Source organism: Solibacillus sp. GQ1, assembly GCF_059758555.1.
On sequence record NZ_JCAXEX010000005.1, the window covers coordinates 1 to 15,609 of the forward strand.

Sequence of the window (15,609 nt, forward strand, 5' to 3'; positions counted from 1 at the left end):
TGTGTTTCGTTTGTCGCTTCATCTCTTGGCGACCTACTTATAGTATCACCCCCTTGTTATATCCGTCAACACTTTTTCATAAGTTTTTTATATAATCTTGTTTAAAACTAATTGAAAGTGGGTAGTAAAGCATGTACAAAACGTTGGTATCACTGGTTTTATGCTTATTTTTAGTTTTTATTTATTTTGATGATAAAAATAGTATTTCCCCTGTATTTCAATTAACAGAAGCCCCTGCAGTCATCACAAAAGGTCAGTTTGGGCAAAGTTTAATCATTGAGTTAAGTTATTCCCATAAAGGTTTTGAGGACTGGGTTACAAATCTTCGTGAACCATATCCGCTAATCTTGGCTGATAGTGACTGGTTGTTACGAAGTCCCGAATTGGTAAAGATGCTGAGGGAAAAAAATATTCGTGTCGGATTGCTTGGTTCTAATAGTGATCAATACGAAGATAAGAATCTATTAAAAAAAGAAATTGCAATCTATGAGAAAACGTTTTACAAAAAACCACTTTGGTTTGCGACCGCCGATTATAAAGTCGATACTTCCATGCAAACTGCTTTGCATGAGCTGGGAATCAACATCGTTGCTCCGACTTATACGTTTCCTATAGAAGAAAGCAAAATTCCTGAAGGTTCATTTGTAAGTATTCCTCTCCATCGAGACAAGGAAGTTTCTTTTGAAGATATTAATAAATTTATAAAAGCGCATAATTTCCTATCTATTGAACAAAATATATTTGGCTATGAAATTTCTACAAAGCGTTATCCTTAAGTTTGAGGAATCTACTATATAACTAAAAAAGGGCTGACACGAAATTTTTCATTTCTGTGATCGCCCTTTTTTTATGCTTTTACAGTTTTAGTTGTTTCTTTTCGCGCTTTGCGACGCTCTTCCAATCGTTTTCGATCTTCTTCTGATTGTGCATTGTATTTTGGCAGCATTAAAATTTGGTACGCATTAACGGCTACTAATGGGAATAATAATAGTGCGACATATACATCAATATTATCTTGTCTTCCCATTAAAGCAATGATCCATTCCAATGATGTAATAACAATCATGAAAAACAATGTTGAGATCAACACATGCGGTTTTTGTGTCATTTTAATTTTTTTAATTGCTGTCCATATAGCCGTACCGACTAATACTGCAAGCAAGAAGCCATAAAAAACCCAATCTCCAGCCGCATTTGCTCCTGGTGCAAAACGGAAAACAATAATATCCACTAACACGGTAATTATTAATAAGATTTGAATCCAATTCCAAAGTGTTAACGTTCTAAATATATTGACCCCGACTTGATGTAATGTTAAATAAGCGAAAAAGCCTGCTTGTGCCATTACACTCATCGTCATCCCTAATACGATATTCCAAACTAATGCAGCAAGAAATTCTGAGATTTCCCCATTCGCTAAGTATGGCTGGTAAAAGTCCCAACGAATAATTAACGAGGCAACTGCATTAACTAAACCACCGATTACTAATGCCCAAAAAGCAAACTTCACCCAGTTTCGTATCGTCACGAACAAATTCCCCCATTTTTTAATATATCTTGTATATTTTATCAATTTGATTTGAAAAAAGCGACCTCTCTTAAAAGATGTTACATATAATCAGTAAAATTGTGAACAATAAGCGAAAGCGCATAAATGAAGAAAGGACGTGAGAAAAGTGAAACGTTTAATCATATTAGCCTTTTCCCTCATTCTCCTTGCCGGTTGTAATGATGCCAAATCGACGACATTATCTTATGATGAAGTAAAGAAAATTATGGTCGATGCCATTCAGACAGAGGATGGGAAAAAAGCAATTCGCCAAATGTTTGAAGATAAGAATTTTCGGGAGTTGCTTATTTTAAATACCGAAGAAGTTAAAAAAGCGACTGAAGAGACAATGTTATCAAAAGATGCAATGGATTTTTGGATTAAAACATTCGAAGACCCGAAATTTAAAGAAACATTCGCAAAAAGTATGCAGGATCAGCAGGAAGATTTAATGAAAAACCTACTGAATGACGCGAGTTACCAAGAATCTCTTACGTCTTTCTTCGGTCAGCCGGATATGCAAAAGCAGCTTGAAAACATTATGAAAGGTGCTGTTATGCGAAAAGAGCTGGAGAAAATCGTAATGGAAACAATCGAAAATCCGCTTATGCAGACAAAATGGCAGGAGCTCATTAAGAAAAGCGGTGAAGCTTCATCCGAGAAGGATTCTGGTTCGGGGTCTGAATCCGGATCTGGCTCAGGGAAGGATAGCGGCGGCGGTAAAGACAGCGGTGGAGGCTCATAAAAAAACAACCAGTCGTCTCATTGGGACAACTGGTTGTTTTTTTGTTATTTATTTAATTCTGAAATAATTTCTTCAGCAATTTGTAAATAGATTTTACCTGTTGGATGCGATTCTGCATATACAGAAGGTGCGAAGTCTTCCTCTGTCCAATCTGGTTGTCCTAACGGAATTTGACCAAGTAATTTTGTGCGCAGTTCATCAGCTAGCTTCGGACCGCCGCCTTGACCAAATACAAATTCTTTTTCGCCTGATTTGCTTTCATACCAAGCCATATTCTCAATAACACCTAGGATTTCATGATTTGTTTGTAATGCCATCGCACCTGCACGGGCTGCTACGAAAGCGGCTGTCGGGTGAGGTGTTGTCACAACAATCTCTTTTGAAGACGGCAGCATTTGGTGAATATCAAGAGCTACGTCTCCTGTTCCTGGTGGTAAATCTAATAGTAAATAGTCTAAATCGCCCCAATCTACATCGCGGAAGAACTGGTCCAATACTTTCCCAAGCATCGGTCCGCGCCATACGATTGGTGCATTGTTTTCAACGAAGAATCCCATAGAGATAACTTTTACACCAAGACGCTCCACCGGATAAATACGGTCATCCTTTACGACCGGCATTTCTGTTACACCCATCATGTCCGGTACAGAGAAACCATAAATATCAGCATCGATTAAACCTACTTTTTTGCCTAGGCGTGCTAGTGCAACTGCCATATTTACAGATACCGTCGATTTCCCTACTCCGCCTTTACCTGATGCAATTGAAATAAATTGTACGCTTGATAAAGGTGATAAAATATCTTGTGCTTCTGCTTCGGTCGCTTGTCCACGGAATGATTGCAGTACTTCTGCCGGTAGCTCTTCAAAACGAATCCCAACGGAAGCCGCGCCATTTTCTTTTAACACTTCAACAATTTTCATTTGAAGTGTCATTTGTTCAGGCGTATTAGTTTTTGCAATTGCAATACGAACACTTACGTGCGCTTTTTCTGCTTTAATCGAAACGTTTGTTACACCTTTTGTTTCTGCTAGTGATTTATGTAAAAACGGATCTTGTAGTTCTCCTAATAGTTCTCGGACTTGTTCCTCATTTAACATATCAAACACTCCCCTGAATGAAATTACAATTGTTAGTATATCATAATCGATTCGTATTGTTATTACATGTTGCCTACTCGTATTTTACATGAATATAATTTTCAATGCCGCGCGCAATCGCAAATGCCATTTTTTCCTGATAGCTGTCATTTGCCAGTAAATCACGCTCTTCCTCATTGCTTAAGAAACCTGTTTCTACCAATACAGCCGGTTTTTCGATTTTCTTTAATAAATAAACATTTTTAATTGCCAGAGCTTCGCGTTCAGTATTTTCCATCGTCTCTCGAATTGATTGCTGAACAGCCTGTGCGAGTGCCTGGCTTTTCTCGTGTCCAGTGTGATGGTAAAACACTTGCGCGCCTCTCCACTTGCTATTTGGGATTGCATTTGCATGAATCGTAATGAATAGATCCGGTTCCTGTGATTCTACTAACGTTTCACGTAAAAAAATGTCCTGTTTTTTACGCTCACGAAGTGTAGGAAATGTCTCACTTGGTGCATGTTCACTTAATACATCCCCATCTGTTGAACGTGTTAATACTACTTCTGCCCCTAAACGTGTCAATTGACGAGCTACTTTTTTTGTAATTGCCAGTGTCACATCTTTTTCGATTACCTCTCCATTTGAAGCACCACCATCAACTCCTCCATGACCAGCATCTAATACAATCTTTACCCCACCTAATGGCTCGGGTAAAAAAAATCGCCGGTCGGATGCGTTCGTTTCATATACAACGACAAGCATCGAACAAAAAATTACGAATATGAGTGCAAGCCAACGTTTCAAAAAAAACACCGTCCTTTTTGCCTACTATACGCAAAAGGACGGTGGAATATTCACCTCATCATTGAGACAAAAGCTGACGTTGTAATGTTGCATAAAAACCTTGTTTATTCATTAAAGAATGATGATTTCCTTGTTCTAAAATCCGGCCATCTTTAATGACAAGAATCTGGTCTGCATTTTCAATCGTTTTAAGACGGTGTGCAATGACAAAACTCGTACGCCCTTCCATCAAGTTGTTCAAGCCTTTTTGAATATGCACTTCTGTCATCGTATCAACACTTGAAGTTGCTTCATCCAAAATTAAGATGTCGGGATCTTCTAGAATGGCACGGGCAATCGCTATAAGCTGACGCTGCCCCTGACTTAAATTTAAGCCCCCGCTTGTCAGCACAGTATCGTACTGTTCAGGCAAATACTTTATAAAATTATGTGCATATGCAATTTTTGCCGCTTGTTCAACTTCATCATCCGTTGCATGGAGCTTACCGAAACGAATATTCTCACGTACTGTTCCTGAAAACAAGTACGTATCCTGCAGTACGACTCCGACATGATCCCGAACATTCGTCATCTTGTAATGTTCAATTGGTTCGCCGTCCAATAAAATCCGGCCGCCTGTCGCATCATAAAATCGGGTTAATAGCTGAATGATTGTCGTCTTCCCTGAACCAGTCGGACCAACAATGGCAATTGTCTCTCCCGTTTTTGCTTCAAAATCAATTCCGTGTAATACAGTCTTGCCCGTTTCATAAGCAAACTGAACGTTTTCGAACTTTACATCACCACTATACTGTTCTTTCTCTTTTGCATTTTCAATATCCGCTACTTCTTTTGCTTCATCCAGCACTTCAAAAACACGTTCGGAACCCGCAATAGCCGATTGGAATGTATTGAGCAAGTTCGATAGCTGATTGATCGGTCGGAAAAACTGACGGGTATACGTAACAAATGATGCAATTACACCGATTGTAAGTCCGCTTGTTATAGCCATGATTGCACCAACACCTATTACAAGACTTAAACCTAAGTTGTTCATAAAGTTATTGATTGGACCCATGAAACCAGAAATAATATCGGCTCGCATTGCTGAACCGCGCAATCGCTCATTGGCTTCTTTAAACTCCGCGAGCGTTGTATTTTCCTGACCGAAAAGTGTGATAATATCCGCGTTCGAAATGGTTTCTTCAATATAACCATTCAAATTACCCAAATCCCGTTGACGCGCCTTATAGTTTACGCTGCTTCGCTTAATAATCTGCTTTGTCGCATATACGATGAGCGGGATAATGATGAGCGTTACTAGCGCTAATCGCCAATCTAAATAAAAGAGTGCAAAGGCCGTTCCGATTATCGTTAAAAAACTTGAAACAATTTGTATAACACTTTGTGACAATGCCGCATTTAAATTTTCGATATCATTTGTCATCCGGCTCATTAAATCGCCTTGCTGCTTTTTATCGTAAAAGGCGAGCGGCAATGACTGATACTGCTCAAACAGCTGTTGTCGCAACCGGCGAATTGTCTTCTGTGAAACACGTATCATGACAAAGGTTTGAAGCCAAGTGAGTACAGACGACGCGATATAGACACCGGCTAAAATAAGTGCCATCCGAATCGCCCCTGGAACATCAAGCTTCACAATATAATCATCGATTATTTTCCCGATTAAAAATGGGCCGACTAAGCTTAACAATGTACTAATAATAACGAAAATAACAACACTAATCAGTTCTACCTTTTGCACGCGTAAATAGCTCCAAATACGAAGCAATGTTTCTTTTTGATTTTTTGGCTTCACAACCGGACCTGTAAAGCGCCCCCCTGGATGTCTCATTGGTACAGGCGGTTCCCCTTGTTGTTTATTCACTTAAGGTCACCCCTTTTTCTGCCTGTGTTTTTGCCATTTCTTGATACAATATACTTTCCTGCAATAGTTGCTCATGTGTTCCTTGTGCAGCAATTTTCCCGTCGTCCATTACAAGTATTTGATTGGCATGACGAATGGAAGAGATTTTGGACGAAACAATTACTTTTGTGGCATCACTGAACTGTTCTTCAATCGCACGTTGAATTGTTTTTTCAGAAATACTGTCAACCGCACTTGTCACATCATCTAAAATTAAAATACTCGGTTTCCGGATAAAGGATCTCGCCATTGCCAAACGCTGCTTTTGCCCACCGGACAAGTTTGTCGCCCCTTGTGTGAGCAAATGTTCTGTCCCTGCATCCAGTTTGTCGATAAATTCCTTCGCGTTTGCTGATTGCAATGCCTGTAAAATTTCCTCTGACGTTGCATCGGATTTTCCGTAGCGTAAGTTGTCGGCAATCTTTTTCGAAAACAATGTCGCTTTTTGTGGCGCAAAACCGATCGACTGGCGTAAATGTTCCAATGAATAGTTCTCGATCGGTAACCCGTCAATTTTTACGACACCACTGTCAGGATCAAACAGGCGGGGAATCATTTTAACTAATGTCGATTTCCCGCTACCTGTCATTCCGATAATGCCGACCGTTTCTCCCGCATTCGCGTGGAAGCTAATGTTTTTCAATACCGATTCTGTTTCTTTTAAATAGGAGAAGTTTACATTTTCGAAACTAATACTTCCCTGAATTTCTTTCGTCTCTGGTTCAGATGGACTTGTTAAGTCTGTTTTCTCTTCCAGCACTTCTACGATTCGCCCCGCGCTTGGTATCGCACGTGCCAGCTGTACAAGTACCATTGAAGAACTCATCAGCCCTTGCATGACCATCATTAAATAGTTGATAAAGGCAAGAATAACCCCCACTTGTAAGGTATTGTTATCTACTTTGATCGCACCCATCCAAAGTGCTGCTACAATACCTAAATTCACGACAAACATCGTAAGCGGCCCAAGTACGCCTATAATTTGATCGGCTGCCATACTGCGCTTCATCAGCTGTGTGTTTACTCCGGTAAACTGCTCAATTTGATGATTTTTCCGGTTGTAAGCCTTAATGACCCGAATACCTGCCAAGTTTTCCTGGACTTTCGTGTTTACAACATCGACAACCTTTTGCACTTTATGAAAAAGCTTGCCGGATAGTGCTGTAAAATAGTACATGCAAAATGCCAAAATCGGCACAACGATCAACAAAATCGGAAATAACTCGCGCGCTGTAATAAAGACAATGACAATGGCCCCGATAAACATCATTGGTCCACGGACAAATATTTTTAATAACATCGTTAGTGCACGCTGAAGCATTTCCATATCACTTGTTAAATTCGTAACAAGCTTTCCGAGCGTAAATTTATCTTTACTGCTATTTGAAAAATACGTAATCGTTTCATATAAATCATGACGTAGATCGGTTGAAAAGTTAACGGCCGTCCGTGATGCATAAATCGAACACCCTATCCCGCCAATTAAGCCGATTACGGATGTCGCTATCATTAGCCCAAACATTTTCACAATATATGACGTATCATTTTGAGCAATCCCCTCATCGATAATATGCTGTAATATTGTAGGCTGCAGTAAATCCATGCTTACCTCAATAACCATCATTACGGGAGCGATGATCGCAAATAGTATATATGGCTTAATATATTTTGAGAGTTTCCATACTGCCTGCATTAAACAAGTTCACTTCCTTATATTGTGAAAAATTATTCCTCTTCTGTTGCCTGTGTTTCTTCCAATAATTCATTCAACTGAAACAAGCCTACAAAATCATTCATAATTGCTTCGGTCGCTTTCAGTTCTCCAGCAATTACAGGATGAATCGATTGCAACTCGGCAGACTCCAGCTGTTGTTTCAATGTTGAACGTTTCGTTTCGAGTTGACGGTAAAACTCCAGCGCACGCCCGCGCCTGAAAGTTTGGGCACCCTTTGAACGGCGATTACCATGCTCTCCTTCTCCTCGAGGTCTCCCTCTACCTTCTGATCTCACATTTTTCACCCACCCTTTTTGAATACTATTGTATACTAATGTATACAAAAATACTACTGTGGACAAAGTATTTAGGAGAAGTACTTTTCTCAAACCCTTTTATTTTGTTTGTCCATTAATTATCGTTACTATGAAAAAAAGCAGTTTTATTAAAGGGGTACATAAAATGAAAAATGTGACGAGCGATATTATACAATTTAGAGGATCGCATTATGAGTTTGGTATATATCAGGGAGAGCTTTTAAAGAATTCTCCTCTGCTTTCTAATAGAGAAGAACTTTATAAAAAATTGGATCATAGATTTTCTATAGATAAATCATATGTTAAACAACTTTTAGCACGTTTCGGTCCAGGAATTGAAGAGGAAATTGAAGGCCTCGCTTATACACTTGGTTATAAGGAAGAACAGGCTTTACTTCATTATGGTGGATATTATGCCGCACACAAAAAAAGCGGATGTTCTATTACGACAAGTCCTTCTTATATGATCCGCAACTATGACAATGACCCCGAAAGCTATGATGGACGTTTTGTGTTATATGAACCAACTGACGGTGGCTACGCGACACTCGGACCTTCCATGCAAATTACAGGGCGCATGGATGGAATGAATGAAAAAGGACTCGTTGTTGGTTATAACTTTGTAAATACGAAAAACAGTGCGGATGGCTTTGTATGCAATATGATCGGGCGTCTTTTACTGGAGCGTTGCGCAACTGTTGAAGAGGGAATTTCATTACTAAAAAATATTCCCCATAAGCATTCATTTAATTATGTATTACTGGATGCGGAGCAAACGATGGTGGCAGTAGAAGCATCTCCACGCAATGTAGCCGTACGGGACGCAACTGCCTGCACGAATCACTTTAAAGTCCTGACAGACGAAAATCGGTATCGAACGGAGGATTCCTTATCGCGTGAACACATTATTTCGAATGCCCAGGCAAATCCGCTTACTTTTGAAAGTGCGTTTAAATTAATGAATGGTATCGAAAATGGTGTCTTTGCGACAAAATACGGAGCATGGGATGGTACACTTCATACGGTTGGCTATGTACCAGCTGAAGGTAAATGTATTTTTGCTTTAGGTGGGGATGCGTTGCCTGTAGTGTTTGATTTTAAAGCGTGGCTAAGTGGAACTCACCTGCCTCTCTCAAAAATTAAAGGCAAACTTCATGCAACAAACGGCTTTGCAAATGAATAATGAAAAAACCCTTTCTCGGAAAAATTCCAAGAAAGGGTTTTGTAATTTCGCAAAATAGTAATCGTAAAGATTAACGTTTTGAGAACTGAGGTGCACGACGAGCGCCGCGTAGACCTGGTTTTTTACGCTCTTTCATACGTGAATCACGAGTTAATAGACCCGCTGATTTTAAAGCTGGGCGGAAGTCTGGATCAACTTGTAATAATGCACGTGCGATACCGTGACGGATTGCTCCAGCTTGACCTGTGAATCCACCACCGTTTACGTTAACGTGAACGTCATATGAACCTTTAGTTTCTGTAGCTACTAATGGTTGGTTGATAATTAAGTGTAAAGTTTCGTATGGTAGGTAATCTGAAACATCACGGTTGTTGATTACTACTTTACCTTCGCCTGGTACTAAACGTACGCGAGCAGTTGAGCTTTTACGGCGACCTGTGCCGATGTATTGTACTTGTGCCAAAGTTATTTCCTCCTATTATAGTTTATTGATTAACCACGTAACTCGTAAGCTTCTGGTTTTTGTGCAGCATGTGGGTGTTCAGAACCAGTGTAAACGTTCAATTTAGAGAACATTTGACGACCTAAAGAGTTCTTTGGAAGCATACCTTTAATTGCTAACTCAAGCATTTGAGTTGGGTATTTTTCCTTCATTTCACCAGCTGTACGTTGTTTTAAACCACCAGAGAATTGAGTGTGACGGTAGTAAATTTTCTTTTGTAATTTGTTACCTGTTAACTCAATTTTATCAGCGTTGATGATGATCACATGATCTCCTGTATCAACGTTTGGTGTGAAAGTTGGTTTATGTTTACCGCGTAAGATAGAAGCTACTTCAGAAGCTAAACGACCTAACGTTTGGCCTTCTGCGTCAACTACTAACCATTTACGTTCTACTTCTTGACCTTTAGCCATGAAAGTTGTGCGCATGTTTGTATCCTCCTAATCGATATGAATTACCGTTATTTTTCATTATATACACTTTATAAGTTTCGGGGCTTATTATTGTGGTGGTAATGAAAATACCATACATCATCATATACTGGATCGCGTTTAAAGTCAAGATATTTAATTGAACACCAGGAGAGGTTGTTAACCCTTTTCACAAGCCTATTTCTCTAGGATTTTGAAGTGAAAAGAGAAACTTTCCCAAAAAAATTTTATTAATCTTGATAAAAAACTTGTTCTAAATATAGACCATGTGCTGGTGCTGTTTTACCTGCTTGTGCACGGTCCATCGAAGCAATCGTTTTTTCCAGTGATGATGCTTCTCTTCGACCGATGCCTACTTCCCACAATGTCCCTGCAATAATCCGTACCATATTATATAAAAAGCCGTTGCCGCTGATAGTCATATGCAATTCTTCCCCCTGCCAGGAAAGCTCCAGTGCTTCAACCGTACGCACTTTATCTACAACACTCGTATTTGCCGCGCAAAAGCAGCTGAAGTCATGTGTCCCGACAATTGCTTGTGCTGCTTCACGCATTGCCTCTACATTCGGCTTCACTCCACCTGTCTCGACTGTATAATGCCTTCTAAACGGGCTTTGAACAGCGCTGCAATCCCAAATATACCGATAACGCTTGCCTGATACATCATAGCGGGCATGAAAGTCTTCCCTTACTTGCTCCATATGAAGTACACGAATATCACGCGGCAATTGGACATTTAATGCTTTTTGAAATTTTTCAGGTGGGATTGCAAGAGCGGTATCAAAATGTATAACCTGTCCAGTTGCATGAACCCGCGCATCTGTACGGCCGCTTGCTGTAATTTTAACGTGTGTCCCTTTATGCATTGTTGTTAATACTTTTTCGATTTCAAGCTGTACTGTACGCTCACCCGGCTGTACTTGATAGCCGGCAAAACCAGTACCGTCATAGCTAATCGTTGCTTTTAATCTCACCATATCTTTACTCCTCTAACTGCGCAGCATCCATAACAGGAAGCCCAATAATACAAGTACGACCAAAATAGCCGTATCTCTTCCCATCCATTTTAACTGACGGTATTTCGTGCGTCCTTCACCCCCGCGGTAGCCTCGCACTTCCATCGCAGTAGCTAAATCTTCCGCACGTTTAAATGCACTGACAAAGAGCGGTACTAACAATGGTACGACCGCCTTTAAACGATCTTTTATTGGTCCTGCACTTAAATCCGAACCACGGGCCATCTGCGCTTTCATAATCTTATCCGTCTCATCCATTAATGTTGGAATGAAACGTAAAGAAATCGACATCATTAATGCAAGCTCGTGAACAGGCAGCTTTAACTTTTTAAACGGATTGAGCAGTACTTCCAGACCGTCCGTAATTGATATAGGGGAAGTAGTTAACGTTAAGATCGATGTCATAAATACAAGCATTAAAAAGCGCATTGATATGAACATCCCTTGTCGTAAACCTTCTTCGTATATTTTCATAAAGCCAAGATCAACTAATACAGGTCCTTCCCTCGTCATAAACAAATGCAAAATCAAAGTGAAAAGCATTAAAAATATGACGGGTTTTAAACCGTTGATTAAGAAATAAAGGCGGATTCTCGATAGTAAAATAACGAGTAATGTAAACGCCAAAAGCAGCGCATAGGTCACTACATTATTAGCAAAAAAGACTACGATAATAAATGCAAAAACAAAAAGCAGCTTTGAACGCGGATCAAGCTTATGCACAAATGAATTACCGGGTATATAGCGCCCAAAAATCATTTTTTCCATCATTGCTGTTCACGCCCCTTTGGAATTGCCTGTCCAATTTCTACGGCAAACTCTTCTTCAGTTAAGCATACTTTCGCTAACGGTTTCCCCATCATCTTCTCGATCTGATGCTGAAAGCGAACAATACGTGGCGGCTCCAGACGGAATTGGGCAAGCGTTTGATGATCGCTGAAAATAGTACGCGGATCTCCAGTTAACACACAGCGTCCCTCATGCATAATAGCAACCGCATCTGCATAGCGTGCTGCATCTTCCATACTATGTGTAACAAGGATCGTAGTTAAACCGCGCTCTTTATGTAGCTTATAAAATAAGTCCATAATTTCCTTTTGGCCACGTGGATCAAGACCCGCTGTTGGCTCATCTAAAACGATCACTTCAGGATCCATTGCCAATACCCCAGCAATGGCAACACGGCGCATTTGACCACCAGATAGGTCAAATGGGGACTTGTCCAATATTTCTTCCGGCAACCCTACTAATGGGATTAGCTCACGCGCCCGTTTTTCCGCTTCTTCTTCAGACACCCCAAAATTCATCGGACCAAACATAATATCCTTTAATACGGTCTCCTCAAAAAGCTGGTGCTCAGGAAACTGAAATACGATGCCTACCTTTTGACGTACTGCTTTTAAGTCCTTTGCCTTTTTTCCGGCTTCAATCATTCGGTCTCCGATTTTTACGGTACCGCTCGAAGGTTTTAATAAACCGTTGAAGTGAAGGAGGATTGTGGATTTTCCTGAACCGGTATGTCCGATAATCGCCTGAAAAGTTCCACTTTTAATTGTTAAGTCAACCTCATGTAAAGCTTGTTTTTCAAATGGAGTGCCTTTTGCATAGGCATAGCTTACTTGTTGAAGTTGGATGTCCATAAGTCATTCACCAGCTCTTCTTCTGTCATATGTTGTCCTACAAGATGTACACCTTGTGCTTGCAGCAGCTTCGTCATTTTCATCGCAAATGGCATATCCAAACCAAACTGTACGAGATCATTACCCAATGCAAAGATCTCTTCAGGCGTTCCTTCTGCGTATTTTTTACCGGCATTCATAAAAATAATACGGTCTGCCAGTAAAGCTTCTTCAAGGTCATGTGTTATCGCCAGTACTGTAAGACCAATTTCTTTACGTAGTGCTTCCACGATTGTTAACACTTCTTCACGGCCTTGAGGATCCAGCATAGATGTTGCTTCATCCAATATTAATATTTGCGGATGCATTGCCAATGCCCCAGCAATAGCAACACGCTGTTTCTGTCCGCCTGATAAATGATGAGGCTCGTGGTTGATAAAGTCTTCCATCTTCACTTGTCTGAGTGCATTATGGACACGTTTAACCATCTCTTCATGCGGCACACCATTGTTTTCAAGCGAGAAGGCAACATCATCCTGCACAGTAGCCCCTACAAACTGATTATCAGGATTTTGAAAGACAATACCTATCTGCGAACGAATATCCCATATATTCTCTTCAGTGAGGATCTCACGTTTAATACGGACTTCCCCTTGCTGTGGCATTAGTAATCCACTCATCAATTTAGCCATTGTCGATTTTCCGGAGCCGTTATGACCGACAATCGTAATCCATTCCCCTTTATTAATGACAAAGGAAACATCCTCTACCGCATTGCGTGTTTGAGGCTCTTCCGGTGTATAGGAGTAGGTTACTTGATTAAATGATAAAATTTCACTCATACGCAGCTAATCTCCCCTCTGCTTCGCTATAGTATGACATATTATTAGTTAACTTAAATTTCCCAGGAAATGATACCTATATAAAAATAAAGCACGTTTTCAAACAAGTTTTGCGCGAACGGCTACCTATTTAAACGTACTTTATGTTTGCATATGTATAGGGAATTTAGGGGCTCAACCCTTAATTCCATAAATAAAAAAGCGCGCACCTCATTCAGAGAAATGCGCTTGTCGTTACATTTACAAAATTTACGGGTGCTCAAGCCCGAAAATTCGTTGAATGAGGTGCGGAGAGCTAAACGAGACGCCAGTATTTACTACCCCGCTCATCATAACGCTCAGCTTAATTATGTCGTATAAATCAATTTGTTTATATAAAAAAGGGGTGCGGGTTCAACCGGTGAACCGGACACCCCTTTTCCACCTGTATGTTATTAAGAATTAAACTAATTCGATAATTACTACTGGTGCGCCGTCTCCACGACGAGGACCTACTTTAAGAATACGAGTGTAACCACCTTGACGCTCCGCATAACGAGGTGCGATATCGTCAAATAATTTTTGAAGTGCGAAAACAGTTTTTTCTTCTTCGCCTTCTCCAACTGTTACTAGCTCACGACGGATGAATGCTGCTGCCTGACGACGAGCGTGTAAATCTCCGCGTTTACCTAAAGTAATCATTTTCTCAACAGCTTTACGAGTTTCTTTAGCGCGCGCTTCAGTAGTTTCGATGCGCTCGTTGATGATTAAATCAGTAGCTAAGTCGCGTAATAATGCTTTACGTTGAGAACTTGTACGACCAAGTTTTCTGTAACCCATGGACGTTTCCCTCCTTTTAAATATATCTGATCTAGCTAAATTTTATAATTTTTCGCTTAGTCTTCTTTACGTAATCCTAAACCAAGCTCTTCTAACTTATGCTTAACTTCTTCAAGAGACTTACGACCAAGATTACGTACTTTCATCATATCGTCTTCTGACTTGTTAGCTAATTCTAGTACAGTATTGATACCAGCACGCTTCAAGCAGTTGTAAGAACGAACAGAAAGATCAAGTTCTTCGATAGTCATCTCTAATACTTTTTCTTTTTGGTCTTCTTCTTTTTCGACCATGATTTCAGCAGTTTGTGCCTCGTTCGTCATGCCAACGAAGATATTTAAGTGTTCAGTTAAAATTTTCGCTCCAAGTGAAATCGCCTCTTTAGGACCGATGCTTCCATCTGTCCATACATCAAGTGATAACTTGTCGTAGTCAGAGTTTTGTCCAACACGAGTGTTCTCTACTTGGAAGTTGACGCGTGAAACTGGAGTGTAAATAGAGTCGATCGGGATCACGCCGATAGGAAGATCCTCACGTTTGTTTTGATCAGCAGGAGTATAACCACGGCCACGTTGTGCGTACATACGCATACGTAAATGACCGTTCTTAGCGATTGTTGCGATATATAGATCTGGGTTTAAAATTTCTACATCACTGTCATGTGTAATGTCAGCTGCAGTAACCGTTCCGTCACCTTTTACATCAATCTCAATAACTTTTTCTTCGTCAGAGTAGATTTTTAAAGCCAGCTTTTTCACGTTTAAGATAATCGAAGCGACATCTTCTACAACGCCTTCTACAGTTGAGAATTCGTGTAATACGCCGTCAATTTGAATTGACGTAACAGCAGCTCCAGGTAATGAAGACAGAAGGATACGACGTAGAGAATTCCCCAAAGTATTACCATAACCGCGTTCAAGCGGTTCTACAACAAACTTGCCGTATTTGGCATCTTCGCTAATCTCCACTGTTTCAATCTTTGGTTTTTCAATTTCGATCATTCCAATTTACCCTCCTTCAAAACATCTAATGTATAGGTTCTTATCATCATAGTTGTTAATCTGAGTTAGACTATAAAA

The 15,609-nt window shown here is 40.1% G+C and carries 17 protein-coding genes; 3 read left to right on the plus strand and 14 right to left on the minus strand.

The window, feature by feature from the left end; genetic code table 11:
- Positions 1 to 131: 131 nt before the first annotated feature.
- Positions 132 to 776 (plus strand): hypothetical protein, encoded by a 645-nt coding sequence (locus AC6CH1_RS16335; RefSeq protein ID WP_251690835.1) that lies wholly within the window; start codon positions 132 to 134, stop codon positions 774 to 776.
- A gap of 71 nt (positions 777 to 847) precedes the next feature.
- Here the strand turns inward: AC6CH1_RS16335 and AC6CH1_RS16340 are convergent, their stop codons facing one another.
- Positions 848 to 1,528, minus strand: coding sequence for a KinB-signaling pathway activation protein (locus AC6CH1_RS16340; RefSeq protein ID WP_498318525.1), 681 nt, complete (start codon positions 1,526 to 1,528; stop codon positions 848 to 850).
- A 148-nt stretch (positions 1,529 to 1,676) separates the two neighbouring features.
- Between AC6CH1_RS16340 and gerD the strand changes: the two genes are divergently transcribed.
- Positions 1,677 to 2,294 carry a spore germination lipoprotein GerD gene (gene gerD, locus AC6CH1_RS16345; protein WP_251690837.1) on the plus strand — a complete coding sequence of 206 codons (618 nt, stop codon included), beginning with the start codon at positions 1,677 to 1,679 and terminating at the stop codon, positions 2,292 to 2,294.
- A gap of 44 nt (positions 2,295 to 2,338) precedes the next feature.
- On the opposite strand, the gene salA is transcribed toward gerD, so the two are convergent.
- The 5 genes from salA to AC6CH1_RS16370 all read right to left on the minus strand — a co-directional run bounded on the left by salA (position 2,339) and on the right by AC6CH1_RS16370 (position 8,097).
- Positions 2,339 to 3,394, minus strand: a complete 1,056-nt coding sequence (gene salA, locus AC6CH1_RS16350) for an iron-sulfur carrier protein/transcriptional regulator SalA (RefSeq protein ID WP_251690838.1) — start codon at positions 3,392 to 3,394, stop codon at positions 2,339 to 2,341.
- A 73-nt stretch (positions 3,395 to 3,467) separates the two neighbouring features.
- The gene (locus tag AC6CH1_RS16355) at positions 3,468 to 4,181 is read right to left on the minus strand and encodes an N-acetylmuramoyl-L-alanine amidase (protein ID WP_251690839.1); all 714 of its coding nucleotides are present in this window, start codon (positions 4,179 to 4,181) and stop codon (positions 3,468 to 3,470) included.
- Between the two features lie 58 nt (positions 4,182 to 4,239).
- Positions 4,240 to 6,048 (minus strand): ABC transporter ATP-binding protein, encoded by a 1,809-nt coding sequence (locus tag AC6CH1_RS16360; RefSeq protein WP_435368086.1) that lies wholly within the window; start codon positions 6,046 to 6,048, stop codon positions 4,240 to 4,242.
- Complete coding sequence (locus AC6CH1_RS16365) at positions 6,041 to 7,780, minus strand: ABC transporter ATP-binding protein (RefSeq protein ID WP_498318528.1); 1,740 nt, start codon at positions 7,778 to 7,780, stop codon at positions 6,041 to 6,043. The genes AC6CH1_RS16360 and AC6CH1_RS16365 overlap by 8 nt, the downstream gene beginning before the upstream one ends.
- Positions 7,781 to 7,812: 32 nt before the next feature.
- Positions 7,813 to 8,097, minus strand: a complete 285-nt coding sequence (locus AC6CH1_RS16370; RefSeq protein ID WP_427713758.1) for a 2-keto-3-deoxygluconate kinase — start codon at positions 8,095 to 8,097, stop codon at positions 7,813 to 7,815.
- A gap of 166 nt (positions 8,098 to 8,263) precedes the next feature.
- Between AC6CH1_RS16370 and AC6CH1_RS16375 the strand changes: the two genes are divergently transcribed.
- The gene (locus tag AC6CH1_RS16375) at positions 8,264 to 9,301 is read left to right on the plus strand and encodes a C45 family autoproteolytic acyltransferase/hydrolase (RefSeq protein WP_498318529.1); all 1,038 of its coding nucleotides are present in this window, start codon (positions 8,264 to 8,266) and stop codon (positions 9,299 to 9,301) included.
- 70 nt (positions 9,302 to 9,371) lie between these two features.
- On the opposite strand, the gene rpsI is transcribed toward AC6CH1_RS16375, so the two are convergent.
- From rpsI to AC6CH1_RS16415, 8 genes are all read right to left on the minus strand, one after another.
- Positions 9,372 to 9,764, minus strand: coding sequence for a 30S ribosomal protein S9 (rpsI, locus tag AC6CH1_RS16380; protein WP_251690844.1), 393 nt, complete (start codon positions 9,762 to 9,764; stop codon positions 9,372 to 9,374).
- Positions 9,765 to 9,793: 29 nt separating this feature from the next.
- Entirely contained in the window at positions 9,794 to 10,231 is a 438-nt protein-coding gene (gene rplM / locus AC6CH1_RS16385) for a 50S ribosomal protein L13 (RefSeq protein ID WP_251690846.1), read from the minus strand.
- Positions 10,232 to 10,464: 233 nt separating this feature from the next.
- Positions 10,465 to 11,211 (minus strand): tRNA pseudouridine(38-40) synthase TruA, encoded by a 747-nt coding sequence (gene truA, locus AC6CH1_RS16390; protein ID WP_251690848.1) that lies wholly within the window; start codon positions 11,209 to 11,211, stop codon positions 10,465 to 10,467.
- 12 nt (positions 11,212 to 11,223) lie between these two features.
- Positions 11,224 to 12,021, minus strand: coding sequence for an energy-coupling factor transporter transmembrane component T family protein (locus AC6CH1_RS16395; protein ID WP_251690850.1), 798 nt, complete (start codon positions 12,019 to 12,021; stop codon positions 11,224 to 11,226).
- The gene (locus AC6CH1_RS16400; protein WP_251690852.1) at positions 12,018 to 12,890 is read right to left on the minus strand and encodes an energy-coupling factor ABC transporter ATP-binding protein; all 873 of its coding nucleotides are present in this window, start codon (positions 12,888 to 12,890) and stop codon (positions 12,018 to 12,020) included. Before AC6CH1_RS16400 ends, AC6CH1_RS16395 begins: the two co-directional genes overlap by 4 nt.
- Positions 12,866 to 13,711: an energy-coupling factor ABC transporter ATP-binding protein gene (locus AC6CH1_RS16405; protein WP_251690854.1), complete on the minus strand. Its 846-nt coding sequence runs from the start codon at positions 13,709 to 13,711 to the stop codon at positions 12,866 to 12,868. The genes AC6CH1_RS16400 and AC6CH1_RS16405 overlap by 25 nt, the downstream gene beginning before the upstream one ends.
- A 441-nt stretch (positions 13,712 to 14,152) precedes the next feature.
- A complete protein-coding gene (rplQ, locus tag AC6CH1_RS16410) occupies positions 14,153 to 14,530 on the minus strand; it encodes a 50S ribosomal protein L17 (protein WP_108714263.1) in 378 nt (125 codons plus the stop codon).
- A gap of 56 nt (positions 14,531 to 14,586) precedes the next feature.
- A complete protein-coding gene (locus AC6CH1_RS16415) occupies positions 14,587 to 15,531 on the minus strand; it encodes a DNA-directed RNA polymerase subunit alpha (RefSeq protein WP_008406717.1) in 945 nt (314 codons plus the stop codon).
- Positions 15,532 to 15,609: the final 78 nt, after the last annotated feature.

Coding starts and splice junctions, on each gene's coding strand:
- rplQ (WP_108714263.1), bottom strand. CDS start 14,530: ATGGGTTACAGAAAACTTGGTCGTACAAGTTCTCAACGTAAAGCATTA.
- rplM (WP_251690846.1), bottom strand. CDS start 10,231: ATGCGCACAACTTTCATGGCTAAAGGTCAAGAAGTAGAACGTAAATGG.
- AC6CH1_RS16405 (WP_251690854.1), bottom strand. CDS start 13,711: ATGAGTGAAATTTTATCATTTAATCAAGTAACCTACTCCTATACACCG.
- AC6CH1_RS16415 (WP_008406717.1), bottom strand. CDS start 15,531: ATGATCGAAATTGAAAAACCAAAGATTGAAACAGTGGAGATTAGCGAA.
- salA (WP_251690838.1), bottom strand. CDS start 3,394: ATGTTAAATGAGGAACAAGTCCGAGAACTATTAGGAGAACTACAAGAT.
- AC6CH1_RS16335 (WP_251690835.1), top strand. CDS start 132: ATGTACAAAACGTTGGTATCACTGGTTTTATGCTTATTTTTAGTTTTT.
- AC6CH1_RS16395 (WP_251690850.1), bottom strand. CDS start 12,021: ATGATGGAAAAAATGATTTTTGGGCGCTATATACCCGGTAATTCATTT.
- AC6CH1_RS16365 (WP_498318528.1), bottom strand. CDS start 7,780: ATGCAGGCAGTATGGAAACTCTCAAAATATATTAAGCCATATATACTA.
- AC6CH1_RS16400 (WP_251690852.1), bottom strand. CDS start 12,890: ATGGACATCCAACTTCAACAAGTAAGCTATGCCTATGCAAAAGGCACT.
- AC6CH1_RS16375 (WP_498318529.1), top strand. CDS start 8,264: ATGAAAAATGTGACGAGCGATATTATACAATTTAGAGGATCGCATTAT.
- truA (WP_251690848.1), bottom strand. CDS start 11,211: ATGGTGAGATTAAAAGCAACGATTAGCTATGACGGTACTGGTTTTGCC.